The organism is Neolewinella lacunae (genome assembly GCF_014349155.1).
Taxonomy (GTDB): Bacteria; Bacteroidota; Bacteroidia; order Chitinophagales; family Saprospiraceae; genus Neolewinella; species Neolewinella lacunae.
The window spans coordinates 59,779-83,701 of sequence record NZ_JACSIT010000149.1 but is presented as its reverse complement, the minus strand read 5'-3'; the positions used below and the strand labels follow the sequence as shown (position 1 = coordinate 83,701).

Below are 23,923 nucleotides of genomic sequence, written 5' to 3'. Positions count from 1 at the left end.
CCTATTCTGCGGAATGGACCAAGTATACTTTACTATTCTCCACCCGTTCCACCTTGAGGTTAAGGGCTTTTTCTAACAGTTGAAGCGCGAGCTCCAGATCATCTACCGGGATGCCGGCAGAACTTATTACCCGTTGGGCGACGGCGTCATCGGGGCAGGTAAGCACCACGCCATAAAGATCGCCCAAGGATTCCAGCGCCTCGGCCAGTGGGCGCTCCGAAAACACCAGGCGCCCCGTCTTCCAGGCGACCAACGCAGCAGGTTCCTCGGCCTTTTGCCGTTCTGCGGTACCCGCGCCGGCGGTCAGGTCCAGTACTTCTCCCGGCAACAATGGGGTTTCGGGCAATCCCCCCTGCGCCCAGCCGACACTCACCGCACCTTCTTCCAGAAAGACTTGGGTCTTGCCCCGGCGGTCGCGGACGTTAAAACGGGTCCCGTACACCCGCACTTCCGCCGCGCGGGTCCGTACCACAAAAGGCTGTAGGTCATCGCCGGCAGGCTGTGGCTTTACTGCGAAGAAGGCTTCCCCGTCCAGCAAAACCGTACGCGCCTCCGCCGTCCAGCCCCCCGTAGGAATGGTCAAAGTTGAATTGGCGTTGAGGTTGACAACGGTGCCGTCGGGGAGTACAATCTCCCGGAGTTCACCGTAGTTGCTGGCGTAAACGGTAGGTGCCGTGGGGCGCAGTAGGAAAACCGCCACGATCAGAAGCAAAAGGCCCGCCGCAGCCGCAAAGGGCAGCATCCGGGACCGTCGCAGCGGACGCTCTTTTGCCACCTGGGCCCGGCTCAGCAGCGCAGCAAAGTCGGTGGCTTTTTCGCGGGGGCTGGGTAAGGTTACGGGCGACGGAGCGTCAACGGCCAGCAGAATGGCCCGGGCCATTTCCGCCGTAGGCCGGTACGCAGGATGCTCATCGAGCCAAGCCGTCCAGTGGGCGCGTACGCTGGCGTCCACGCTAAGCGCCCGCTGGCGGAAGTCAGGGTCCTCCAGCAGTTGTTCGCAGTCCAGGGAAAGAAATCTGGTATAAATGTGTGGCATGATCGGAAAGTCCGGCAGGAAGGCTTAGCAATAAGGAGACGGATGCGGCTACCGGATTTAACCACCCCCGCGCAACTTTTTTTTAAAAAAAATCCGGCGGCGCACTCTCCAGGGCCTTGCGCAGCTGCCGGATGCCGCGGTTGACGTAATTGTAGGCGGCCTGCTGGCTTACGCCCAGGACTTCCGCCAGGTCGGGGTAGTCGAGTGCAACGCGGTAGCGCAGGTGCAGCGCCTCCCGCTGTTGGGCAGGCAGGCGGTCCATCTGCTCAGCCAGCCAGGTGGCGCGCAGGCGGTCATACTCCGCGTCCAGCAATTGGTCTTCTGGCGAAGGTTCCGCAGTAGGGGGTGGGGGTACTACCCGTGTCCGCCGGGCCTCATCCACCAAACGATTGCGTAAACTGGCCAAAAGGAAAACCCAGGGGTCCCGCACGGGGGGCTGCCGGTCTTTGCGCTGCCAAATGGCCACGAAAATCTCCTGTAAGGCATCCCGCGCAACCGTCGCATCGCCCCCCAACCGCCAGGCGTAGTGAAAGAGCTCATCGTAGGTCAGGTCATACAGTGCCCGAAAGGCGGCTTCGTCGCCAGCCAAAAAAGCAGACCAGTATTGGGCACATAGGTCTTTCATCTGTTCCTCACAACGTTTGGGGCCGCCCAGACGGCCACTCCCCACAAAGTTCCCGCTTTTTTAGCTGCCAAGGGGCGTTTGCCAGTAGAAGACTGGAAATGGGCGCGGACGCAGGTGCAGGGGACAGGGACAAAAAGCCAGGCCAGCCCACTCCAAACGAAGGTTCCCCTCCCCCGAAATCCGGGAGAGGGGAACCTTAACGTACTGGCCTTGAAGCCGGGCTGAGGACTGGTTGGCCCACTAGAAACGATAGCCTACCAGAATACCCAGGCGGAAATCAAAGCTGGTCAGGGTACCGTAAGCGTCTTCAAACTCGGCATCACCGTCGTTGCTGCCAAAAACGGTCGCCCGGCCCAGGCCCGCGTTGAGCTCAAATAAGAAGCCTCCCTCGGTGACCCACTTGTTGCCAAACATGAAACCCAGCGCCCCACGGGTGGCGTCTACCTCCGAATTGTCCGTCTCGTCCTTCGCCGTAACGAATGCCAGCTTACCATAAGCTCCCACGAAAAAGCGGTCGGCACCAAGGCGGGGGTTGAGGTAGTAACGGTATTCGGGGATGATGCGCAGGTTGCTGTACTTGAAGTCATCGCTGCCAAAATCCGTAGAGATATACCCCACGCCAGCAGCAAAAGAAGACTTCTCGCCTACAGCGAAATCAGCGGAAACATCGACGCCTCCAAAAATCAGGGACCCGACGTTGATCTTGGCATCTACCTGGGCAGAGGCCGTAAAAGAGAGGGCTGCCAGCAGGCAGGTGAAAAGAAAAATACGCATAGGAAAATGCATTTATTGGGTGAAAAAGTGTTCGCCACCGCCTAACCAGGGTCAGCCCCGGAGTAATTTGGTTTGGGCAATTTGTATGCTGCAAAGATATGCCTATCCTCGAAAAAACCGCCCGCAAAAGGTTAACGAAGCACTAAAACATACTCAAAAAAAATATAAAATTTTGGGCAGTACTGCGGCAAAGGAGGCACTACATCCCAAGCGCCCCGCCGACGGTACGCAGCAGGGCTGCCGCGGGGGCGTCAGCAAAACACTCCTGGCAATGCCCATACATCATCAGGCAGTCGATCAAATCCGTCAGCATATGGAACAGGAGGCCAATCCCGATCAATCGGAAAGGCCAGCGCAGGAAAAGGAGTACCATGTACCCCAGCATTGCATAGTAAGTATGCAAGGGGTGAAAATGGATGCTGCAACGGTTCGTTTGAAAAACGGGGTTGGCCAGCAGGTGATCCAAATCCACCAACATGGTCGCCAGCAGCAGCAAATAAGCCCTTTTCCAATCCTTCCGAAAGCCGAAAAAGGCGATGAAAAACGGGAATCCGAAATGCAGGAAATAGTGAACGAAGGTCTGCATTCCGGGAAAATAGTTATGCGGTTATTTAAGAGCTTGTCTAAAATTTAGTGGGCTGTAATCAAGGACTTATGGTTCTGGCTAGACAAAAAATTGCGCGCATAGTGGACTACGTAAGCCATTTTTTGTGACGCCAGGTTCATAGCACGCAGTACTGCGTAGCAAACTGCTTGGTTATCAGGAAGTAAAAATTTAGACAAGCTCTAAGCATCCGCCAGTAAGTGGAGAAGCAAATCCCGAACAAAGAGCTCCTTCGCTGGGCGGGAGATTTGCCCTGCTACTTGTCTTTTTTCTTTTTTCGCTCCGCCAATTTTTTCAAGCGTTCCCTCTTTTGATTTCGTTTTCTCTGGGCGTAAAGGTCTGAACTATAAACTTCCCGCTGGGCTTTAACGAAAAGCTTGGCTTTCTTTTTCAGCGGTTCGTCGAGCGCGTCGCGGGTAGTGCGCTTTTTACTTTTGTGGTCTTCATGGGCAAGGATTTCAAGATTATCCTCCACATTATAGAGGTGGTCTTTGAAGGTTTCTTTTTCTGCTTCCGAGAGTTCGGTATCGCTGTACTCTTCCACGGCCTGGTCGATGGCTATCCAGTCCAGCCGATGGTCGATGTCGGGCTGCTTGTCTTTTTTGCTTTTCTTATGCTTTCTGATTTCCCGCCCTTCTTTATCGAGCGGAATTACGGGACCGGATTGGTCGTGTCGGGAGTAGAGGCGCCCGCTGGGGCTGCTTTGCCTTTTCACGAGGGTCTTGCGGGTGTCGCGTTGCCGGTCCTTGTAAAACCTTCGGCCGGAGCGGTACTCACCGCGTTTTCCGTAGTAGCGTTCTTCGGCGGGGATACGACCATCGTCGCTGTCCGGCTCAAAGCTGGATTCATCGGAGTTTTCTGGCTCTTCGCTGGATTCTTCGCTGTCTCCAAAACCCTCTTCTTCGGAGTCGTACTCCCCTACTCCATCCTTTTCCTCTTCCGAAGGCACTGGATCTTCCTCCACTTCCTCTTCTCCTCCGGGATCATAGTAGTGCTCACCGATTACGTTATTGTTGGCCTTTAGCCAGCCCGGGGGTGGATCGTCATCGTGTTCGACACCATACTGGTCCGTCCATTTGGCCTGCAAGACTATCGGCTGCCTTTGTACGATGGCCAGGTGACCGGCGGGCCGGGTGTTGGCCATTTCGCCCAAGCGCATCTGGGTCACGGTGGAGGGCCGTTGGTCCTCGAACGGAGGGACCAAAGCGCGGTTGGCCGTTGGCGTAAAACGGTTGGCGGCAGCGGCGGTCGCCTGGCTTTCTTTTGCTTCGTTGCCCCTTAATTTCATCGGCCTGGGAATCGGAATGGTCTTGGGTAAAATTAGTCCCCCGCCAGCAAAAGTTCAAATGGAACGAAAAATAAACACCGCACTGCCCCTTCCCCCGCTCCTTATCCGTTCCTGAGCACCTGCGGCCGCGCCATTACCTTTATGATGGGGGCTAAAGCCGCGACATTAGCTACCTTCGCCACCATGTCTACCTCGCCTGGCCTGGAGCCGCTTCATCTGTCTTCCGAATTCAACTACGCGCTGGAACGCATGGAGGCCGGGGCTAACCTGTTCATTACCGGGCGGGCGGGGACGGGCAAGTCTACCCTCCTGCAAATTTTCCGCCGCAGCACCGCCAAAAACGTAGTTGTACTGGCCCCCACCGGCGTGGCCGCGCTGAACGTTCAGGGGCAAACCATTCACAGCCTCTTTGGCTTTCCGCCCCGGCTGTTGCAGAGCAAAGACATCCGCCCCAACCGCCGCTACAAGCGCCTGTTCACGAACCTGGAGACGCTCGTCATCGACGAAATCAGCATGGTGCGCGCCGATGTGATGGAGGGCATCGACTACGCCCTGAAACTCAACCGGGGCAACAGCCTGCCCTTCGGCGGGGTACAGGTCATTCTTTTTGGCGATCTTTTTCAGCTGCCTCCCGTGGTAAGCAGCGAAGAGGAACGGCAGTACTTCAGCTACCAATTCGCGAGCCCGTATTTTTTCAGCGCGGCTTGCCTCGACCACATCGACCTGGAAATGATCGAACTCCAGCAGGTGTACCGCCAAGACAGCCGCTACTTCCTCGGCCTGCTGGAAGCCATCCGGAACGCAACCGTTGACTACGACGAACTCACGGCCCTGAACGAACGCTACGAGGCGGGTTTCCAGCCCGAAGCCGGGGTCCCCTACCTCACCCTGGCGGCCCGTAACGCGACGGTGACCGACATCAACAGCAACGCGCTGGCCCAGCTTGAGACCCCCGAGATGCTCTACCTCGCCCAGGTGAAGGGCAATTTCCCGGAGTCCCTTTTTCCCGTCCCCGCAGCGTTAAAACTCAAGGTCGGGGCCCAGGTGATGACCCTGCGCAACGACAACGACAAACAGTACGTGAACGGCACCATCGGCACCGTGGTGGAATGTAAAACCGAGTCGGTCATCATCGAAGTCAAGGAAAGCGGCCCGCCCCGGCAGATTGAGGTGGGCTACGAAGAATGGGACATCATCCGCTACACCTCCGAAGGGGCCGACATCACCAAGATTGGCACCGAGACGCTGGGGACCTACCGCCAGATTCCCGTCCGGCTGGCCTGGGCCGTAACCATCCACAAGTCCCAGGGAAAGACCTTCGACCGCATCATCATCGACCTCGGCCGCGGCGCTTTCGAGCACGGGCAAACCTACGTGGCGCTGTCCCGCTGCCGGACGCTGGAGGGCATTGTACTGCGCAGTCCCCTCACGCCCCGCGACGTGATGGTTGACCCCGCCGTGGTGGAGTTTTACGAGACGATGCGACGGTGATCCGTCAGATCACCATCCCCGCCGCCACCGTCTCATTCGTCTGTTCATCCACCAGAATGATGGAGCCCGTGATGCGGTTTTTGCGGTAGGGATCGGTGAGGAGAGGGGCGGTGGTGCGGAGGAGGACGCGGCCAATGTCGTTCATCTTGATTTCCTTTTGCTCTTCGTCGCGGTGCAGGGTATTAATGTCCAGGCGGTAGCGCACTTCTTTGATCATGCAGCGGGCCTCTTTGGTGGTGTGCATGATGGCGTATTTGCCATTGGGCTGGAGTGGGCGTTCGTTGAACCAGCAGAGCATGACTTCTAGGTCTTGGCCATTGTCCGGCTGGTTGTTTTCGCGCACGATCATGTCGCCCCGGCTGATGTCGATGTCGTCTTCGAGCAGCAGGGTGACGGACATGGGGGGATAGGCTTCTTCCAGCTCGCCGTCGTAGGTATCGATCTTGGCGATGGTGGAGGTAAAGCCGCTGGGGAGCACCGTCACCTTATCGCCTTTTTTGAAGACCCCGCCAGCGACGCGGCCGGCGTAGCCCCGGTAGTCGTGGTAGGCATCGCTGTAGGGGCGAATGACGGTCTGGACGGGAAAACGGCAGTCGATAAAATTGTTGTCGGAGCCGATGTGGACGTTTTCCAGGGTGTAGAGCAGCGTGGAACCGCCGTACCAGTCCATGTTGGTGCTGCGCTCGACGACGTTATCGCCCAGCAGTGCCGACATGGGGATGAAGTCGATGTCCTGCACATCGAGGCGGTGGCTGAAGCCTTGGAAATCTTCTTTGATGGCCGTGTAGGCTGCTTCGTCGAAGCCCACCAGGTCCATCTTATTGATGCAGACGATGAGGTGGGGGATTTGCAGCAGGCTGGCGATGAAGGCGTGGCGGCGGGTTTGCTCCACTACCCCCTGCCGGGCGTCGACCAGGATCAGGGCGACGTTGGCGGTGCTGGCGCCGGTCACCATGTTGCGGGTGTATTGGATGTGGCCGGGGGTATCGGCGATGATGAACTTCCGCTTCGGGGTGGCGAAGTAGCGGTAGGCTACGTCAATGGTGATGCCTTGTTCGCGTTCGGCTTTGAGGCCGTCGGTCAGCAAGGCCAGGTTCACGCCTTCTTCGCCGCGCTTGGCGCTGGTGGCGGAGATGGCCTCGTACTGATCCTCAAAGATCGACTTGGAGTCGTAGAGCAGGCGGCCGATGAGGGTGGATTTGCCGTCATCGACGGAGCCGGCGGTCGTGAAGCGGAGGAGTTCCGTGTGGTTAGTCACTTTTGATGTTTGATGTACGATGTCAGATGTACGATGTCAGATGTATGATGTCAGATGTACGATGTCAGATGTCATGCACTGGAATTGGGAATATTTAATGGGTCAGCCAGTTGGGTTTTCCCTTAGTTTTTTTGACGGTGGTCGTCATTATTGCAATCAATTCGTTTCCTTCTTTGAGGAGGTAGGCCAGTCTTTCGGGAGCGTAATATTCCATCATTTCAGCTAGTCGGACGATATTATGCGCTTCTCTGAGTTCTTTCAGTAATACGCCTAATTTATGTGCGTAATCGCGACGAGATTCCGCTGCTCGGGCTTCTCCGTAATGAATACCGGGGTGGCTTCCGGAACGAATCAATTGTCCTGCAAGGTGCTTGCTGTCTGCAAAACCGAGGCCAATCAAATCTCGCCCCAGCAGTAAGCAGCGCTTTGCGTAATCCATCAGCCGCACTTCTATTGTGTCCTGATTCATGATCCATTCTACGGAGTTGAGTAAACATTTGAACTATCGCACCACATCACACATCTGACATCAAACATCAAACATCAAAAGTACCCCGCTTTTTTCCGGTCTTCCATCGCCGTTTCGCTGCGCTTATCGTCGGCGCGGCCACCGCGTTCGGTTTGGCGGGCCATGGAGACCTCGGCGATGATGTCTTCCAGCGTAGAAGCCGTGGATTCCCAGACGCCCGTGGTGGTGATGTCTCCAATGGTGCGGCAGCGGACCATCAGTTTCTCCACTTTTTCGTCGCTGCGTACGGGGATCAGGCCTCCTTCGGTAGCCAGCAGCATCCCGTCGCGGTGCAGTACCTCGCGCTCATGGGCGAAGTAGAGGCTGGGCAGCGGAACATTTTCCAGGGCGAGGTATTGCCACACGTCCAGTTCCGTCCAGTTGGAGATCGGGAAAATGCGGAAGTGCTCGCCGAAGTGCTTGCGGCCGTTGAAGAGGTTCCAGAGTTCGGGGCGCTGGTTTTTGGGGTCCCACTGCCCGAATTCGTCGCGGTGGCTGAAAAAGCGTTCCTTGGCGCGGGCCTTTTCTTCGTCGCGGCGGCCACCCCCGAGGGCGGCGTCGTACTTGCCGTCTTCCAGTGCCTTTAGCAAGACGGCCGTTTGCAGGTAATTCCGCGTGGCGTTGTAGCCTTTTTCTTCGCGGACCATCCCAGTGTCAATGGCTTCCTGCACCGAACCGATCACGAGTTTGGCGCCGATGCGCTCCACCAGCGCGTCGCGGTAATCGAGCGCTTCCTGGAAGTTGTGGCCCGTATCGACGTGCAAAAGGGTGAAAGGAATCTTAGCCGGGTGGAAGGCCTTGACGGCCAGGTGGACCATCAGGATCGAGTCTTTCCCCCCGCTGAAGAGCAGGGCAGGGTTTTCAAACTGGGCGGCGACTTCGCGCAAAACGAAGATGGATTCGGATTCCAGTTCCCGAAGGTGATTTAGTTGGTAGGTGGAAGACATGCGTGATGCTTGGCGGTTCTGCTGCTGGGGCGTGGTTCAGGAATTCCAGGCCCGGAGGGCAAGGATGAGTTGTTGGGCGCTTTCCGCTACCGTTTGGTTGGCGGTGGGCAAGTCGAGATCCGGCGCTTCGGGGGCCTCGTAGGGGCTATCGATGCCCGTGAAACCTTTGATTTCGCCGCGGCGGGCTTTGGCGTAGAGGCCTTTTACGTCGCGGGCCTCGCAGGTGGCCAGGGGGGTATTGACGTACACTTCCATAAAGTCTTCCGCCCCGATGATGCTGCGGGCCAGGGCGCGGATCTGGCGGGTGGGGCTGACGAAAGTACAGAGCACCTGGGCACCAGCCTGCACGAACAGTCTGGCCACTTCGGCGATGCGGCGGATGTTTTCCTCCCGGTCTTCGAGGCTGAAGCCGAGGTCGGCACAGAGGCCGGTGCGGACATTGTCGCCGTCGAGCAGCACCACGAAGTGTCCGGCGGCAAAAAGCTCGCGCTCCACGGCCGTGGCGATGGTGCTTTTGCCGCTGCCCGAGAGGCCGGTGAGCCACACCACGCCGGCGCGGTGGCCGTTGGCGGTTTCCCGCTCGGCGCGCTGCACGGTACGGTCGTGAATGGGGTGAAGATTGGTCATACCTTATTATACGTCTTCGCTGGCCGGGTTGCGTTGCGGTCCGGGCGCTTCAAGCGGCGGCAAAGATAGGAGCGCCCCTTGTTTACAACCTACTAAAAGCCAAGGTTTAAGCAGGAAGGTATGGTCATACATTGCTGCGTTGGTGGCTCAGCGTGGGGGCCTTCCATTGCTCCCAAGGGGCCTTTCATCGCACCTGCGTGCGCGCCCAAAAGCCTTTTTGCGCGGTCGCAGGTGCCAGGAACGGACGGAGGAGCAGGGGCTTTTCCACACCCGTGCAAAACTCCTGAAGAACGAAAACTGCAAAAGATCTAGGACAAACCAAGTAAAGCCGTAAGTTTGCCCAAAGCTCCGAACCGTATGAAATTCAGCGTATCCTCTTCCGATCTGCAAAAGAAGCTCACCCTGGCCGGTGGAGCCATTTCCAGCAACCCCGTTCTGCCGATCATGGAGAATTTTCTCTTCACCATTGAGGGCAGCCAGCTCACGATTGCGGCGACGGACCTGGAGAGCACGGTGATCACCACCCTGGAAATCAACGCCGACCGCAACGGGACGGTGGCCGTGCCCGCCAAGATCCTGATCGATACGCTCAAGGCCCTGCCCCAGCAGCCCATCACCTTTACCGTCAACGACGATACTTTCGCCATCGAGATTACCTCCGCCTACGGCAAATACAAGCTGGCCGGCGAAAACGGCGACGACTACCCCGACCTGCCCCAGCCGAGCGACGCCGACGAGGTGAGCGTCTCTGCCCTGAGCCTGCAGGAAGGCATCAACAAAACGCTGTTTGCCACCAGCACCGACGAGCTGCGGCCCGCCATGACGGGCGTGTTTTTCCAGGTCGACTTCTCGAAGCTCGTCATGGTCGCCACCGACGCCCACAAGCTGGTGAAATTTTCCGTCAGCGACATCACTGGTGAGGTGACCAGCAGCTTCATCGTCCCCAAGAAATCCCTCAACCTCCTCAAAGGTGCCCTGCCGAGCACGGATGCGCAGGTGACGCTGGCCTTTGATAAATCCAACGCCTTTTTCTCCTTCGGCGACACGAAAATGGCCTGCCGCCTGATCGACGCACGCTACCCCGACTACAACGCGGTCATTCCCGTCGATAACCCCAACGAGCTCCTGATCAGCCGCACGGACCTCCAGCAGAGCCTCAAGCGCATCGTCATTTACGCGAACAAGACGACCAACCAGGTCATCCTCTCCATCGCCGATGGCTCGCTGACGGTTTCGGCGCAGGATCTTGACTTCAGCAACGAAGCCACCGAGCAACTGGCTTGCTCCTACAACGGGGAGCCGCTGACGATTGGCTTCAACGCCAAATTCCTCGTGGAGATGCTCGGCATTCTGGAAGGCGAAGAGATCAGGCTGGAGATGAGCACCGCTACCCGGGCGGGCATTCTGCTGCCCACCGAGCAAGTGGCTGGCCAGGAGATCATGATGCTGGTGATGCCGGTGATGTTGAGTAATTAATGGCAACCAAAGGGGGGGTAACGCTGTGCTAACGACTGGCGAGCGGACTTTTCCGCCCTTTTGACCATACGGGCTGGGGCCCTTCTTTGTCGATTAATCTTTTCGCCGCTTCCCCCTTGGGAAGTGAAGCGTGACTTTACATTATCTTTACCCTCCCGCCGCACCCCACCCATTTTCCTGCGGCGGCTACTTTTGCTCAAAACAGAATAGTATCACACCCATTCCGTAACCGGCCTGTGCACGCAGGCGGAAAGTGAACACTATTTTGAGTAGCAAACATCCAGAGGAGCCACGCAACTATGAGTACTATTTCAAACGCAACAAGTTTGCGGATGGGGCTACCTACTTTTTTGCTTCGGTATCTCCAGAACTGGAAGAATTCACACCAGCCGAGGCCCGCCGGCTTATTGCTGGTTTCCGGTTGAAACTTTTGATTGAAGTTCCCTGGGATGTAGAGAAAGCGCTGCTTCCGTACGCCGCGAGAATCAGAGAAGCGGGCCCCATCGAAAGTTTCGAGATTGACCTGATCGAAGCCCGGATTGCCTACCAGCGGGGGTTTTACCTGCGGGCGTACAACTTGGTGAGCATCTTAATTGCCGAGGTGGAAACCTTCCAGGCCGAGGGGGAAGACCAGTTTGAGCGGGTGGAGGCTTCCTTTTTGCTGCCGCGGGCCCACATTGTGGCGGGCAAGACGCTGTACCGGGGATTGGACCATGCATTGGCGCGGGTGCATTTGGGGTTGGCTTTTGATTTGATCCAGTATTCCTCTGCTCCGCATGCCGAAAAAAAACGGCATGATTATTTGCGGGGGCGGATCTGTGTGCTGGTTGCCCGGTCTTATTTTGATTATCCTTTGGAACATGGGAATATCAGTGGCCTCTTCGCCTCAGCAGAATCCATCTACGCTGATTCACTTGATCCTAACCACATCTACTGGTCAGAAATTGACGATTTGAAAGCGCTCTTTGACATGACGTCTTACCATCCGCCGTATCCAGGGTGGTTCTTGAACGCTGAAGAAAGACTCGTAAATGCTGGGGCCCGGATACAGCAAGCCTTCAATGGTAAAGACCATCGTCGGATGGCCCACTTAAAACTCTTGGCGGGCGTAAGTTGGCTCAATCGCGGCAGAGAGCTACGCGCGCAAGAGCATGGGGAGTTCACTCCTGCTGTCATGGAAGCTTTTGGTAAAGCTGCAAAGCATTTCCGGGAAGAGTACCAAATAAGAAAAGGCTGTTTTGAGGGTAGGCCCCACCCTACGCAGGCCAAATGCCTCTACTACTTAAGTCATACGGAACTCCTAGCTGCCCAGTGCAAGATCAAGCAGGGAAATATCCCGGAAGCGCAGCAGCACTTAAGAGAGGCGGAAGAATTGATCAAAGAGGCGCATGAAGCCAACCGACGCAGCCCTAAAGAGCGTAAAGAAAACCAGCGTATAGCCAAACGACCTGGAGTCCCCTTCGCAGCAGATTCCCTAGGGAAAGTAAACTGCCTAGACCGCCTACAATACTTCAAGATTTCGGGTAAAGAACTCAAGCTACAGTATCTACGCTACCAGATTGCCGCCAGCACAAAAGCACGAACCGCTTCCTTCAGGCAGGTTCTTAAAATCTACAGAAAGTGCTACGCGGGGATGATTGATTGCATCATTCACCTTAATAGCGAGGCTTCCCGGGAAAGCATTTTCGAGCGGTTTACCCCAATGCAAGAAAACGCCATCGCCGTGTGTCAAAAGGAGTTTGATCTATTCCCCACTGGATCGAAGAAGCAGAGGGAGATTTTTGACATCATGCTCAATATTCATCTCCAAGGCAAGCGTAATATGGACTGGAAAAAGAAGCACGCGGCAGCCCCAGTCCGCCCGGGAAAATTGGCCTTGGAGGGCTTCCGTGGCAGGCTCAACATCCTCCAATTATACATCCAAAAAATGTTGGTGGCTAGCGGGCAGCCTCAAGAAGATAGAAATCTAGTACCATTAGAAGACTTTCGCGGGAAGTGCGAACGGACTATAAAAGAAAATTTTGACAGAATCGAGGATAGCTGGGATTTTTGGCAGAAAGAACGCCATTTGTCCGATCAAGAGGATGGCTTCAAAGCCGATACGATCATCAGTCGTTTCGACGGCAATAAACGAACGGGGCTTATATCCTTTTTTGCTGGTCAAGAACACCTCTATCTCCTGAGCCTTTTTCAAACTGCACCCAATGCCAGCGCTTATATGTACCGGGCAGTCCGCCTGACGGGACAAGGGCAGTCCTTTACCGGAGTAAAGGGGCTGCAAACAAAAGCAGAACATCTAGCGAAAACGATCTCTTGTGTGCATCGGGTCCTAAAACGCGAACAGAAAAATGGACAGATGGGCAATGGTGAAGATCAGCATCAGGATGGCCCTAGTGCTTTTGCCAACCGCCTGATCAATGGCAATGCGCTGGTATACTACCCCCCGGAAGAGCACTTTGTCAAGCGGGTTTTAAAGGAAGAGGTATGGACAACCAGCCCGGCAAAGGAACCCGTTGCTACGGCAGATCGCTTAAACAGCCTATGGCTTACCCTTGCCTACGAAATGAATCGGGATCTGTTTGGCACACTGGAAAACATACCCCGCTCCTTGTACCTCACTTTTAACCAGGAGTGGATGCAACGGATTCCCTATAGTTTGATGCCCTTGCGCGACCCCGCGAGCGTGGCTTCTGCTGGCAAGGAGTACCGATTTTCAAAACTCCCTTATTTCGGCACCAAATACGAACACGCCCTTTTACCATGTCTTGCAGATATTTGGCGAGTTGGGGGCAAAAACGGAAGCCACACTTCGGCTTCCACCGACCCCGACAATCCTCCGAACCTGTATCTTTTCTTGGCAGCCCACGGTATTGATTACCAAGGCGATCAACACCATGCCCCCAAAGAGTTCATTTCAACCTTAGGCCCTAAGCATTTTACGCACTTGAAGCAGTTCGTTTTTGACGGGCGAATTAACCAGCCTCTCCACCGATTTCAGTATTTCCCAGCAGTAACGGCCACAGGGAGATATACTCCGGAAGACAAAGAACTTATCTTGGCGCGGGCTCAATTATCGGCCGTCCTCTACTTCTTTTGTCACGTTGAACAGGAAAAAGACCTTTCCAAAGTGCGCAAATTAATCAAACTGACCAGCCCTCCTCCAGGGGAAGAGAGCGACTTTGCCCCGGAATATCTTCGGTCCCCCACCAACATTTACCACGAAGAAATTGCGGAAAGCGACTTCCGCAACAACTGGCTGGTCTTCATCAGCGGATGCGGATCTGCGGAAGGCTTTGCTCGAGTGGGGTACATGGCTTTTTCCATGATGACGGCCTTTTTGGATGCTGGCAGCCGATCCGTCATCGGAACCCAATTCACAAGTTATACCCAGCAAGCCAAACACTATTCCGAAATCTTCTTTCAACAATGGGTTGGGATAACGGATAAGCGTGCGAAAGCATTGGGAATAGCAATGCGAAGAGCCAACAAAATTATGCTAAAAAGTAAAAATGAAGGCTATACCCATTATTCGAATCCCCTACATTGGGGGGCTTACCTCTTGTTGGGTGATATGAGCTTACGCTTCGCTGAATTGGAACATTTTGGATACGAACTAGCACCAAAGCCCTCATGACACTGGAACGAGGATGAAATCTCCTCTGTGATCTGGAACAAAGCGCACGTTGTTTTCCTCCAATACGCGTTTAATTTTTTCTTCCCCAAGGGTGAATGCAAATTGATCTGACCATTCTCCCTTTTGGTAAGCGGCACTACTGTTAAATACGAAAGCCTCGTAATAACCAGGAATTAATACTGTATCAACCAGCGCTTCAATCCTGATGTAATTGTCCTTCACCGTTGAAGACGGAAAATGCAGGGCCTCCACTTTTGCTCCCTCCCGATTCAAAATGCCTAGATAAACCCCTTCTTCGGTGATGGTCCCAGATTGAAACCTGAGTTTGATTTCATGATTAAAGCGAAGAGGAGCAAACGGGTTCTCCCATTCTTTAGTACTACGGTCTAGTTTAGGACCTTTGGGAACAGGGCTGTCCTTAAGCAGAATCCCCCCCATGGCGTAAAAATGCCCCGCCTTCTCAACGGGCGGCTGGAGATTTCGGAAAGTTTCCTTGAACTCATGGAAAAGGCGGTTGATGGTAGCTTGGGGAATTGGCTTACCGTTAATAGTGTGCACATTACGGTTTTTCAATTCCTTGACGATCTCACTTTCGGGCACTCGGAGCGCCTTGAGGGGCAAAATAGCAGCTTTGATTTCTAACCAAGGATCATCAAATGCGGTCGATTGTTTTCGCTTCCACTCGTTCCGCAGCGTTATCTCCTCAGGGGTCATTCCCGCTCTGGGCACGAAAGATATGTTTCGTTTTACCTCATCAGGGTTGGGCAAACTGAAGTACTCCCGCATGCTTTCCCGCAAGGCCAGGTCTTTTTTAGAAAAAGGGAATCCGTCTTTAAAAATAACATCTGCTTTAAGCGCCGCGACCAAACTGGCCAATTTCTCCCGCTTCTTTAGTCCACTTCGGAGAAACAAATCTTCAAAACCGTCAATAACTAATCTACTATTCTTCGAGGAAGCGGACTTCTCTAAGCGGTTGAACTTTTGTTCGACTTCTCTTGAACTGGCTTCAGCGGGTAGGCTGATAACTTCATCCTCGTGCGGAATACTATGCATTTTCAGTCTGTTTCTGTGAATGATTACGATCTGTCCTAGTCTAACATGCCATAGCCCTACGGGTTCGTATTTGGGGTCCGGATGCAGGAAGTATGGTTTGTATGCGTGTAAGGCGGTTCTCCTTCTGTTCTGCTTGCGTGCTGCTTTACCTAGGATCAACCTCTGCAATCCAATTGTAACCAACAATACGCGGTACTATCCAATCCGTATAGTACTCAAAAAGTTTGATCTACCGCTTTTTTTACTCTGCAAATGTAGTGCTCAATTCCTTAATAAAAAGCAAAATTTAAAATTTCCTCCTTATTTAGATACATTCTAAGGGAAGTTAGACTAAGCTAACAATTCAAAAGACTTCCGTAAAAGCGGTGGCTAATCAGAAAAAGGCGACTAAAATGTCACAGAATTGTAAAATGCATAGCAAAATACTATTTATTTTATCTATTTATTTGCATTGTAATCAAATTTACTTATATTTGCATTGTAATAACTACACTACTATGCAACACAATCGACCAAATGCAAGATCCCCGCCCAAACGGGCGGCAGTAAGTTTCCACAAAGCTTGTGTAAACTCCATCCCACAACCGGGCAGGGTAGTGGAAAGGAACCACGGCAAGTTGAAACTCACCGTTCGCTTACCGTCGTAAAGGCCAAAAGCCTAAAACGAGGATCTACTTGACTCACTCTACGCTTGCGCGGAGCTTCGTCGCTTCAACCCAAAGATACGCGCAGGTGGAGAAATAATCATCTCCAAATGTTACGAAACAACATAATTCAACACGGCTTCTACATCTTTTTGGTTCTCAACCTCGGGTACATGTGCACGACAGCCAGGCCGAACGCCCGGGAAGTCCGCACACATGTTGCCAAACAGCGCCTGGAAAACCAGGACTGTAAGGCGGTCATCAGCGAACTCCGAGATAGAGCGGAGGCCAACGCCCCAAAACTTGCCAACTACGACTCCCTCGCTGGCCGCCTAGCCGCAGTCGAAGAGGATCACCGGCGCCTGCTTGACGACTACGAAAAGGTCGTGCACGACAACGAAGGGCTTACCGAAACCAGTATCGCCCAAGAGCTCGCCCTCCAGCGATTGATTTTTCGCGACAGCATCTACGTACTCCGCAACAGCGAATGGGCCGTCTACGCTCGGGACCTGGAACAGCAACTCGAAGCCCTCCAGCACAGCAGCAACAGCTACGCGACGGGCAACGATGCCTCACCAAAGCGCTACAGTTTGGGGCTGGCATTCTTGATCTCGCTTCTGCTCTACATCATCCTCCGACTTCGGCAGCTGTCTCAGCCTCGCCGTTAGCCTTAGCGGGGAAGAGCCCGCGAAGTTGAAGTTTCTGGTCCTGATTTTTGGAGAATTTCCCGATCCGCCGCCCGCGCAGTCGCCAACCGTCGCTGTTGTCGTCACCTGGCCTTTCAACGTTCCCGGCACCTGCGGCCGCGCCCACTAATGCCTGCCCCCCGAGGGAGGAGAGGAAAAATTGGGCATCGCTGCAGAGCATTCCCTCGAACCAGCGCCTCCCGTTGAGGTAAAGCACTGCCTCGCAGGGCGGAAAATCGAGGGTGACGCTGCCGTCGGCATCGGTAGTGGCTACGTCCGACCAGCCCAGGGAATGGCGCATGACCAGGAGAACTACCTGCCCCGGTGCCGGCTCAGCGCCGGGGGCATAGCGAAGTTGTATTCGGACCATTGGAAGATAATTGGGTCTGCGCGAATCGTCGGCGCAGTTCGGTGTAAAACCGGCTCCGCTTTCCCCGAAGGTAGGCGGGCCGGCGCTCAAAACAGATGTATAGAAAGGGTAAAAAGCCTCCTCACCGAAGTGGCATCCAGCGCGTGCGCCAGAGTGCCGCCCGGCAAGGAGGGGGGTGTTAATAGGCCGCTTAGAGAAGCGCGCTACGCACCGGATTTCTGGCCAAACCCTTGGGGTTAAGCCGCTGCCAGAACGCAGGTTTGCTTGGAGGTCATTTCTGGACCGAATTATAAACCAAAGGTGAGCCCATCCTTCTCCGATAGCAAAAAATCACAGATTGACGCCCCGGATACCCGTAAAAAACAGGAGAAAATATTTTGTAATACACTAAAAATCAAATGCTTATGAAGCAGAAGGAAAGTGCTGGGTGACGACCCGATTACGCACTCTACCATGCCTTAGTTGGTGACACTTTTTCCTTTTCGATTCGTACGACACTAAGTCCCGACGCCCCGGCGGCGGGGCAGAACAGCACTTGGCTAGCCTTCATCCAAGAGTGCGCACTCTGACTTTTTCTCACTGCGCAATTTTCAATTATGAACAAGATTGTTAGTGTTTTTGCCGTCGCCGCCTTCCTGGCGACCAGCCCTCTCCGTGCCCAAATTGTCACGGACGAGAACTTCCTGCAGTCCGTATCCCCGTTGGTACAGACGGATCCCGAGACTGCCGTTAGTGTGGATGAGGGCTACGAAGGTCCATTCATTACCACCACGTTGGAGGTCTTAGTACAAACCATTTCGGCTTACCCGCCCGGTGTGTACCTCATCCAGATCTTCCACAGCAGTGGCAAAATGACCTACGAGGTGGAGGTGGAAGACTAAGTAATTTCGTCCGCTTGAGTAGGGCAGCGGTGGTTCCTCCCGCTTTCTGGCTTACCCGGCGGGGAAATGCTCAGCACTAATTACCAAGGTTGGGGGTGGGTAGGTCAGCAGTGGCCTGCCCACCTTTTTTATAGCAACAAATGTTTATCTCAACGTTTTGATCCACCAAGTAAACCCGTGCCCGCTTGCGAAAGTCCCACGAGCCAAATGCCGTTGCGGCCTCCCTCCGGTTTTCAAGCCAAAGCGTTAAACTTCTCCCTGAGCCAATCGCCCGATTCGTGGATGTAATCTTGCAGCGCTTCCAGGGCCTCCTTGCGCGGCTGGTAGAGGTATTTGCTGCGGGCGAGGCCCTCGGGGGGCATCTTTTCTAAACCATCGCGCAGGGTCAGCAGCGTGGCGAAGGCATTGATGAAGGGTAGAAAATGTTCGCTGTGAGCGTGGAGGGTTCCTTGGCGCTCAACGAGGTCGCGCAGCCTTTCGCGGACTGTTTTTAACGTCGCCCGGGGGTCCGTTAATAGCTTTCTGGCCATGGGGTCGGGCGCGTCCCCGCTGCAATAACGAAGTTCATACCAGGTCATGAGGAGTAAGCGTCGGATGGACAATACTAATACCTCAACCGCTTCTTCCTCTACTTTCAGAATTTCCTTAGCCGCCCGGGGAAAATCCTTCTCCGCAAAGGCCAGTCGGGCACGGATGTAGGCGACGGCGGATTTGCGGTACTGTTTTTCCACACGGGTCTGGTAGCCCTTGATGTAGCCCTCCAGCCAGTCCCCTACCCCCCGTACCACAACGTCTTCGGAAAGTCCGAATACCGGCACGTAGCGCCAGTTCGCCCGCCCTTCAATTTGCACCGCATTAAGGGCCAGATTGGTGAACAAGAGCAAAGGCAGGTAAGGCGTTTTTCGCCAATGCTTACCGTACTTGCCCTCTAGAAGGAGTAATCTGGCGCGAAAGGCAACGATTTCCAAAGCCACATTGCCCTGCCGCGTGCAGTGGGCACAGTAATTGTCAATAGCAGAAAGATTATCAATATAGTCTTCCAGTGGCAGCACCGGTTCAAAACTCTGCAACGCCGCCAGCTGGTCTTCGATCAACTGAAGGAGCTCTGGAGCGAGGGGATCATGGTCCAGGATCTGGTTGGTTTTCCAATAAACATACAGAAGGGGTTCTTTTTCGATCTGGGCGCTGCGGCGGGCCAGTACGGCGGGCAATCCTTGGAAATCCTTGTCGGATAGGCCGATTTGGCGTTCCGTAAACCGGATATGGTAAATCCGCCAGCGGGCTTGAAAACGGAAAGAAAAAAGCAGGAAAACCCGGTCGCTGGCCCAAGCCAATTGGGCGAGCCCCTCGGGGGGCTTCTGTGCATTCATACTCCACTCAAATTTTTTGAGTGCGTCATAATCCTCCTGTAACTGCTGTAGATAATCTTCCATATGACTTCAAAAGTATCGGTTCATTGGTGCTTGGGCGCAATACGACCCATCCACCAAATCAATGCGCTCAAGTGTATTCAACTCAGGGCCTTAAACTGCGCTAATAACCACTCCCCGGATTCGTGGGGGTAGGCCAAAAGTGGGGCAATGGCGGCCTGCCGACCTTCGTGCAGTTGCTGGCTGCGGCGAATGGATTCGGGTGGTAAATCCTCCAAGGCATCCCGCAACTGGAGGAGTGCCGAAAAAGCGTCGAGAAAAGTGAGGAAGTGCGAGCGGTGGCCGGGTAACCTTTTTTGACGTAATTCTAAATCACGCACCTGGGCCCGCATCTTCAGGAGAAGAGCTCTTGGGTCGGCCAAAAATTTCCGGGCCATTCGGCGGGCTGTTTCGTCACCGTTGTACCGCAGCGCGTACCAGGTCATCAGCGTCAGCCGCCGGCTGCCGAGCACCAATGACTCCACAGCCGCTTCGTCTATTTTACTGATGGCATTGGCCGCCGCCACAAAATCCCCCCGCCTAAAAGCCATCCGGGCCCGTACGTAAGCCACCGTTGAAGCGCGAAAAGTCTTTTCCACCCGGCTCTGGTAGCCTTTAATGTAGAGCTCCAGCCAATCGTAAACATCATTTACCGGCGCTTCATCGGCCTTGTAGTAAATCGGGACAAACTGCCATTGCCCAAGTTCGGCCAGGTCCATTGCACCGGTGGCCACGTTGCTGAAAATGATGTAGGGCAAATGCGGTTTACGCGACCATTTTGCTCCGTACTTGCCCTCCAGCATCAGCAATGCGCTGCGGAAAGTAGCTGCGGTGAGCCCCTTCGCACCAAGGCTTTTTCCTTTGATGCAGAAATTGTTGAGGAGGGACAAATTGTACACATAGTCTTCCAACGGCAGGTGCACTTGAAAACTTTGGAGGTAGGCAATGTGGTCTTCAATCTGCTGGTCCACGCCTTCCGCTAGCGGGTCAAGTGCCACAATTTGGCAGGTCCGGAGGTAGGCAAACAAAAGTGGGTCCTTTTCAACTTGCAGCGCCCGACGGACCAGCAGCGCATCCAGCGCAACAAAATCCGCCTCCTGCAGGCCGATGCTTTTTTCCGTGTACCGGCCTTCGTACAACAGCTGCCGCGCCTTCAGATAAAGGGCAAACAGCAAATAGGACCGGTCATTGGCCCACGCCAATGTGGCCAGGCGATCGGGTGCCACCAGTTGGTTAGCCGCCCATTCAAACCGTTTCAGGTGCTCGAATTCCTCCGCTAAATCGTTAAGGTAATCCATAGGGCGTCAAAAATACACCGCCTAACGCTTATTACCCGGTATAGGTCAATAAATCGGGCGCGGCCGCAGGTGCAAGGGGAGTTGGAGTTCCATAGTTCATAGTTCATAGTTCACTACTTACCGGCAAACTATTGAACCAGGAACTACTAGACTACTAGACTATGAACTAACCAATTACCTTTGTAAAAACCGCCCATTGGTCATGTCCGACCTTCCGTCCATTAAGGTTTTTATTTCGTACGCCCGCAAGGGGCTGGCCTACGGCATCAACGACGTGGTCAACGGTCTGGCCGCCCTCCGCATCCGCCAGGCCCAGGCCTACGAACTCGACTACTGGTACGACCTCCACCTGCAATTCCGTGAATACGACCAGGCGGTGATGGACCGACTCTGGCGGGCGGACCTCATCATCGTCATCAACAACGATGCTTACGTTAATGACCCTTACATCAGCCAGTACGAGCGTCCCGTCATTGCGGCAGCGGCCCAGGACCCCAACCGCCGCGTCATCGTCTTATGCCACGAGCCCACCACCGGACAGCGGGAATGGACGAGCGTTCTCAACGCATCCTATCTGCCCGAGGCACCCGGCGCTACTTTTATGGGCAGCCGTGCCGCACCGCTGTGGAGTGCCTTCCAGACGCTGGTGGATCAGCACTGCAGCAGCGTGGCCCGCGAGCAGCGCGCCATCCTGGCCACGATCAAATCCATCCGCCTGGCCGAGGAACGCCCGGTTCTGGTACGGGCCGAGGAAGACCCGGGTGCGTTCGGACCGGGACTGGCACTCGGTCTCACGGGGATCACCCTGGTGTTTCTTGGTTTTATCCTGTTTGCGGTCATTCCCGCGCAGCGCCCGGTTCCGGTAAAGTCCCGGCCCATTCCGCTCGAACTGACCTGGCCGCCGCGCACGCCCAACGTCGGGGCATCGCCGTACCACGACCCTAGCCAGCCCCACCTCCCGGACCGTGCGTCCGCCGGCGAAGAGACCACGGCCGTCCGCTGAACCTGGCTGACGAAGGCGTTTGCCTGAGGCACAACTTCTCCTCCCCCTTCGTACCGGAACTTCCCCAAACGCCGAAAGCGGCTGCGGGATGCACTTAATGCAATCCGCAGCCGCTTTCGGCGGTGCGCAGACTTCTCCTAAAGCCTGCTATATGACAAATAACAAGGGGGCTTAGCCGGTGGCTAGCGCTCTCCGTATTTTTCCAGACGGTAGACGGCCTTCAACTTTTCACGGCGGCGCAGAACGCTTGGCTTGGTGAATTCGCGGCGGTTCCGTAACTCACGGATCACCCGGGTGTTGATGCTCTTGCGCTTGTACCGCTTGAGTGCGCGGTCGATGTTTTCTCCTTCACGGACGTTGATGATCAGCATTAAACGGTGCTATTTTTTAATTGGACCGCAAAGATAGGGTTTTCCGGGCGATGAGAAAAAGCTTCTGGCAAAAAAACCTTTGCGGGGACCTTCCCTTGCTTCATATTTCTCACCTGGCACCTGCGGCCGCGCCCACAACAGCGCCTAAGCCTTGGCCAAGGTGATGCCGAAGGTAGAGCCCATTCCGGGAGAGGAGCGTACGTTGATGGTTTGCTGGTGGGCTTCCATGATGTGCTTGACGATGGAGAGGCCCAGCCCCGAGCCCCCTTTTTGGCGGCTGCGGCTCTTATCGACCCGGTAAAAGCGGTCGAAAACGTGGGGGAGGTGTTTTTCGGGGATGCCGATGCCATCGTCGGCTACCTCGCAGAGGATGTAGGTGGCCATGTCATAAAGGCCGATGCGGGTGTTGCCGCCCACGTTGCCGTACTTGATGGAGTTGGTAATCAGGTTGATGAGGACCTGGCGGATGCTTTCGCGGTCGGCCCGGACCATAAACCCGCCGTCCGCGCCGGGTTTGAAACTGAGGTTGACGCCGGCTTCGTGGCTTTTCAGGTCCAGTTCTTCGAAGACTTCGGTGGCCAGCGTGCGGATGTTGAATGTCTCAATGTCTAAGACGAGCTCGCCGCTTTCCAGGCGGCTGATGGCGCTGAGGTCATCCACAATGGTTTGGAGGCGTTCGACGTTTTTGGCGGCCTTGCGGAGGAACTTAAGGGTGAACTTGCGGTCGTCGAGGACGTCTTCGTCGTCGAGGATGGTGTGCAGGTATCCCTGGATATTGAAGATGGGCGTTTTCAGTTCGTGACTGATGTCCCCGATGTAGCGGCGGCGGTATTCGGCGAAGCGCTCGTACTCATCGAGTTGGTCTTCCTGGTAGGTGGCCCATTCCTCCACTTCTTTTTCCACTTCGTCGATGATGGGTCGGTCGGGGTCGACGCTTTCCCTTTTGGCATCGGGACTGATCTTGCGGCTGTGGATGGTTTTGTAAATCAACTTGATGCGGCGGTAGATAAAGTGGTCCAGAAAAAGGAGGATCACGAAGTAGGAGACCGCAAAGCCACAGGCCAGCAGGAGCAGAAACAACCAGGCGGGTACCGGGGCAGCAAAAAGCAGTACGACAACGAGTACGAGTGCGGTGGTGATAAAAGTTGCCGCGGCTGCGGCTTGCACCGCGACTTGCCGCGGGGTGCTGTTTTTCAACATTAAAAGACGAATTTATACCCGATGCCCTTGATGGTTTTGATGTAGTGGTCGCCCAGTTTTTCGCGCAGTTTGCGGATGTGGACATCGATGGTGCGGTTACCTACGATAACGTCGGTGCCCCAGACGCGGTTGAAAATCTCGTCGCGGCTGAACACTTTGCCGGGCTTGGAGGCCAGGAGGGTGAGGAGATCGAACTCTTTTTTGGCCAGTTCGATGCGCTCTTTGCCGCGTAAGACCATGACTTGCTCGAGGTCGATTTCCAGGTCGCCGACCAGGATGGTGCTGGCTTCCTCGTGGTCTTCCTGCCGTTCGTTGCGGCGCAGGAGGGCCTTGACGCGGCTCAGCAGGACGCGGGGCCGGATGGGCTTGGTGATGTAATCATCGCCGCCGGTATCGAGTGCAGCGATCTGGCTGTAGTCTTCTTCCCGTGCGGTGAGGAAGGTGATGATGGTATTGTTGAATTCGGGTTTGCTGCGGAGGAGGCGGCAGAGTTCTACGCCGTCCATAACGGGCATCATGATATCGAGCACGATCAGATCGGGTTGAAATTTCTGCGCCACCTTGAAGCCTTCTTCCCCGTTTCCGGCGGTAGCTACTTCGTAACCTTCTTTGATGAGGTTGTATTCCAGGATCTCCAGAATGTCGGGTTCATCGTCTACCAGTAGTATCTTAGCCAAACTCATAGGGTACACCTTTGGGTTAAATTACGCACAAAACTAGGGCATTCCCGCCGCGCCGGG

Annotated in this window: 21 protein-coding genes and 1 pseudogene; 7 read left to right on the top strand and 15 right to left on the bottom strand. The window is 55.0% G+C overall.

Features of this window, described 5'->3' with window-relative positions; translation table 11 throughout:
* Window position 1 precedes the first annotated feature (1 nt).
* From H9S92_RS18395 to H9S92_RS18385, 3 genes are all read right to left on the bottom strand, one after another.
* Window positions 2-1,036, bottom strand: coding sequence for a FecR family protein (locus H9S92_RS18395; protein WP_187468167.1), 1,035 nt, complete (start codon window positions 1,034-1,036; stop codon window positions 2-4).
* An 82-nt stretch (window positions 1,037-1,118) separates the two neighbouring features.
* Window positions 1,119-1,661, bottom strand: a complete 543-nt coding sequence (locus H9S92_RS18390; RefSeq protein ID WP_187468166.1) for an RNA polymerase sigma factor — start codon at window positions 1,659-1,661, stop codon at window positions 1,119-1,121.
* Window positions 1,662-1,901: 240 nt separating this feature from the next.
* A complete protein-coding gene (locus H9S92_RS18385) occupies window positions 1,902-2,435 on the bottom strand; it encodes a DUF3575 domain-containing protein (protein WP_187468165.1) in 534 nt (177 codons plus the stop codon).
* A gap of 85 nt (window positions 2,436-2,520) precedes the next feature.
* Here H9S92_RS18385 and H9S92_RS22935 point away from each other — a divergent pair, with 85 nt between their 5' ends.
* Complete coding sequence (locus H9S92_RS22935) at window positions 2,521-3,069, top strand: hypothetical protein (protein WP_187468164.1); 549 nt, start codon at window positions 2,521-2,523, stop codon at window positions 3,067-3,069.
* Between the two features lie 226 nt (window positions 3,070-3,295).
* On the opposite strand, the gene H9S92_RS18375 is transcribed toward H9S92_RS22935, so the two are convergent.
* Complete coding sequence (locus H9S92_RS18375; protein ID WP_187468163.1) at window positions 3,296-4,327, bottom strand: hypothetical protein; 1,032 nt, start codon at window positions 4,325-4,327, stop codon at window positions 3,296-3,298.
* Window positions 4,328-4,510: 183 nt separating this feature from the next.
* On the opposite strand from H9S92_RS18375, the gene H9S92_RS22725 reads away from it, so the two are divergent.
* The gene (locus H9S92_RS22725; RefSeq protein ID WP_290282874.1) at window positions 4,511-5,818 is read left to right on the top strand and encodes an ATP-dependent DNA helicase; all 1,308 of its coding nucleotides are present in this window, start codon (window positions 4,511-4,513) and stop codon (window positions 5,816-5,818) included.
* A gap of 4 nt (window positions 5,819-5,822) precedes the next feature.
* Here H9S92_RS22725 and cysN read toward each other — a convergent pair whose 3' ends face one another.
* The 4 genes and pseudogenes from cysN to cysC all read right to left on the bottom strand — a co-directional run bounded on the left by cysN (window position 5,823) and on the right by cysC (window position 9,158).
* On the bottom strand, window positions 5,823-7,097 hold the full coding sequence (cysN, locus tag H9S92_RS18365) for a sulfate adenylyltransferase subunit CysN (RefSeq protein ID WP_290282896.1): 1,275 nt from the start codon (window positions 7,095-7,097) through the stop codon (window positions 5,823-5,825).
* Between the two features lie 73 nt (window positions 7,098-7,170).
* The gene (locus H9S92_RS18360) at window positions 7,171-7,545 is read right to left on the bottom strand and encodes a four helix bundle protein (RefSeq protein ID WP_187468160.1); all 375 of its coding nucleotides are present in this window, start codon (window positions 7,543-7,545) and stop codon (window positions 7,171-7,173) included.
* 74 nt (window positions 7,546-7,619) lie between these two features.
* Window positions 7,620-8,537: pseudogene (cysD, locus tag H9S92_RS18355) on the bottom strand (sulfate adenylyltransferase subunit CysD); the annotation flags it as partial.
* 30 nt (window positions 8,538-8,567) lie between these two features.
* Window positions 8,568-9,158, bottom strand: a complete 591-nt coding sequence (cysC, locus tag H9S92_RS18350; protein ID WP_187468158.1) for an adenylyl-sulfate kinase — start codon at window positions 9,156-9,158, stop codon at window positions 8,568-8,570.
* Between the two features lie 357 nt (window positions 9,159-9,515).
* Here cysC and dnaN point away from each other — a divergent pair, with 357 nt between their 5' ends.
* On the top strand, window positions 9,516-10,634 hold the full coding sequence (gene dnaN / locus H9S92_RS18345) for a DNA polymerase III subunit beta (protein ID WP_187468157.1): 1,119 nt from the start codon (window positions 9,516-9,518) through the stop codon (window positions 10,632-10,634).
* Window positions 10,635-10,887: 253 nt separating this feature from the next.
* The gene (locus tag H9S92_RS22720; protein ID WP_187468156.1) at window positions 10,888-14,268 is read left to right on the top strand and encodes a CHAT domain-containing protein; all 3,381 of its coding nucleotides are present in this window, start codon (window positions 10,888-10,890) and stop codon (window positions 14,266-14,268) included.
* Here the strand turns inward: H9S92_RS22720 and H9S92_RS18335 are convergent.
* Complete coding sequence (locus H9S92_RS18335) at window positions 14,263-15,321, bottom strand: hypothetical protein (protein ID WP_187468155.1); 1,059 nt, start codon at window positions 15,319-15,321, stop codon at window positions 14,263-14,265. The two genes, H9S92_RS22720 and H9S92_RS18335, sit on opposite strands and share 6 nt — an antisense overlap.
* Window positions 15,322-16,075: 754 nt before the next feature.
* On the opposite strand from H9S92_RS18335, the gene H9S92_RS18330 reads away from it, so the two are divergent.
* Complete coding sequence (locus H9S92_RS18330; protein ID WP_222936163.1) at window positions 16,076-16,633, top strand: hypothetical protein; 558 nt, start codon at window positions 16,076-16,078, stop codon at window positions 16,631-16,633.
* Here H9S92_RS18330 and H9S92_RS18325 read toward each other — a convergent pair.
* A complete protein-coding gene (locus tag H9S92_RS18325) occupies window positions 16,593-17,021 on the bottom strand; it encodes a hypothetical protein (protein ID WP_187468153.1) in 429 nt (142 codons plus the stop codon). The genes H9S92_RS18330 and H9S92_RS18325 overlap by 41 nt on opposite strands.
* Window positions 17,022-17,617: 596 nt before the next feature.
* Between H9S92_RS18325 and H9S92_RS18320 the strand changes: the two genes are divergently transcribed.
* Entirely contained in the window at window positions 17,618-17,902 is a 285-nt protein-coding gene (locus H9S92_RS18320) for a hypothetical protein (RefSeq protein WP_187468152.1), read from the top strand.
* Between the two features lie 233 nt (window positions 17,903-18,135).
* Here H9S92_RS18320 and H9S92_RS18315 read toward each other — a convergent pair whose 3' ends face one another.
* The gene (locus H9S92_RS18315; RefSeq protein ID WP_187468151.1) at window positions 18,136-19,272 is read right to left on the bottom strand and encodes a hypothetical protein; all 1,137 of its coding nucleotides are present in this window, start codon (window positions 19,270-19,272) and stop codon (window positions 18,136-18,138) included.
* A gap of 140 nt (window positions 19,273-19,412) precedes the next feature.
* Window positions 19,413-20,609: a hypothetical protein gene (locus H9S92_RS18310; protein WP_187468150.1), complete on the bottom strand. Its 1,197-nt coding sequence runs from the start codon at window positions 20,607-20,609 to the stop codon at window positions 19,413-19,415.
* A 202-nt stretch (window positions 20,610-20,811) separates the two neighbouring features.
* Between H9S92_RS18310 and H9S92_RS18305 the strand changes: the two genes are divergently transcribed.
* The gene (locus H9S92_RS18305; protein WP_187468149.1) at window positions 20,812-21,612 is read left to right on the top strand and encodes a hypothetical protein; all 801 of its coding nucleotides are present in this window, start codon (window positions 20,812-20,814) and stop codon (window positions 21,610-21,612) included.
* 182 nt (window positions 21,613-21,794) lie between these two features.
* On the opposite strand, the gene rpsU is transcribed toward H9S92_RS18305, so the two are convergent.
* The 3 genes from rpsU to H9S92_RS18290 form a co-directional block, all read right to left on the bottom strand.
* Window positions 21,795-21,983, bottom strand: coding sequence for a 30S ribosomal protein S21 (gene rpsU, locus H9S92_RS18300; RefSeq protein WP_187468148.1), 189 nt, complete (start codon window positions 21,981-21,983; stop codon window positions 21,795-21,797).
* 144 nt (window positions 21,984-22,127) lie between these two features.
* A complete protein-coding gene (locus H9S92_RS18295) occupies window positions 22,128-23,183 on the bottom strand; it encodes a sensor histidine kinase (RefSeq protein WP_187468147.1) in 1,056 nt (351 codons plus the stop codon).
* The gene (locus H9S92_RS18290; RefSeq protein WP_187468146.1) at window positions 23,183-23,866 is read right to left on the bottom strand and encodes a response regulator transcription factor; all 684 of its coding nucleotides are present in this window, start codon (window positions 23,864-23,866) and stop codon (window positions 23,183-23,185) included. Before H9S92_RS18290 ends, H9S92_RS18295 begins: the two co-directional genes overlap by 1 nt.
* Between the last annotated feature and the right edge of the window lie 57 nt (window positions 23,867-23,923).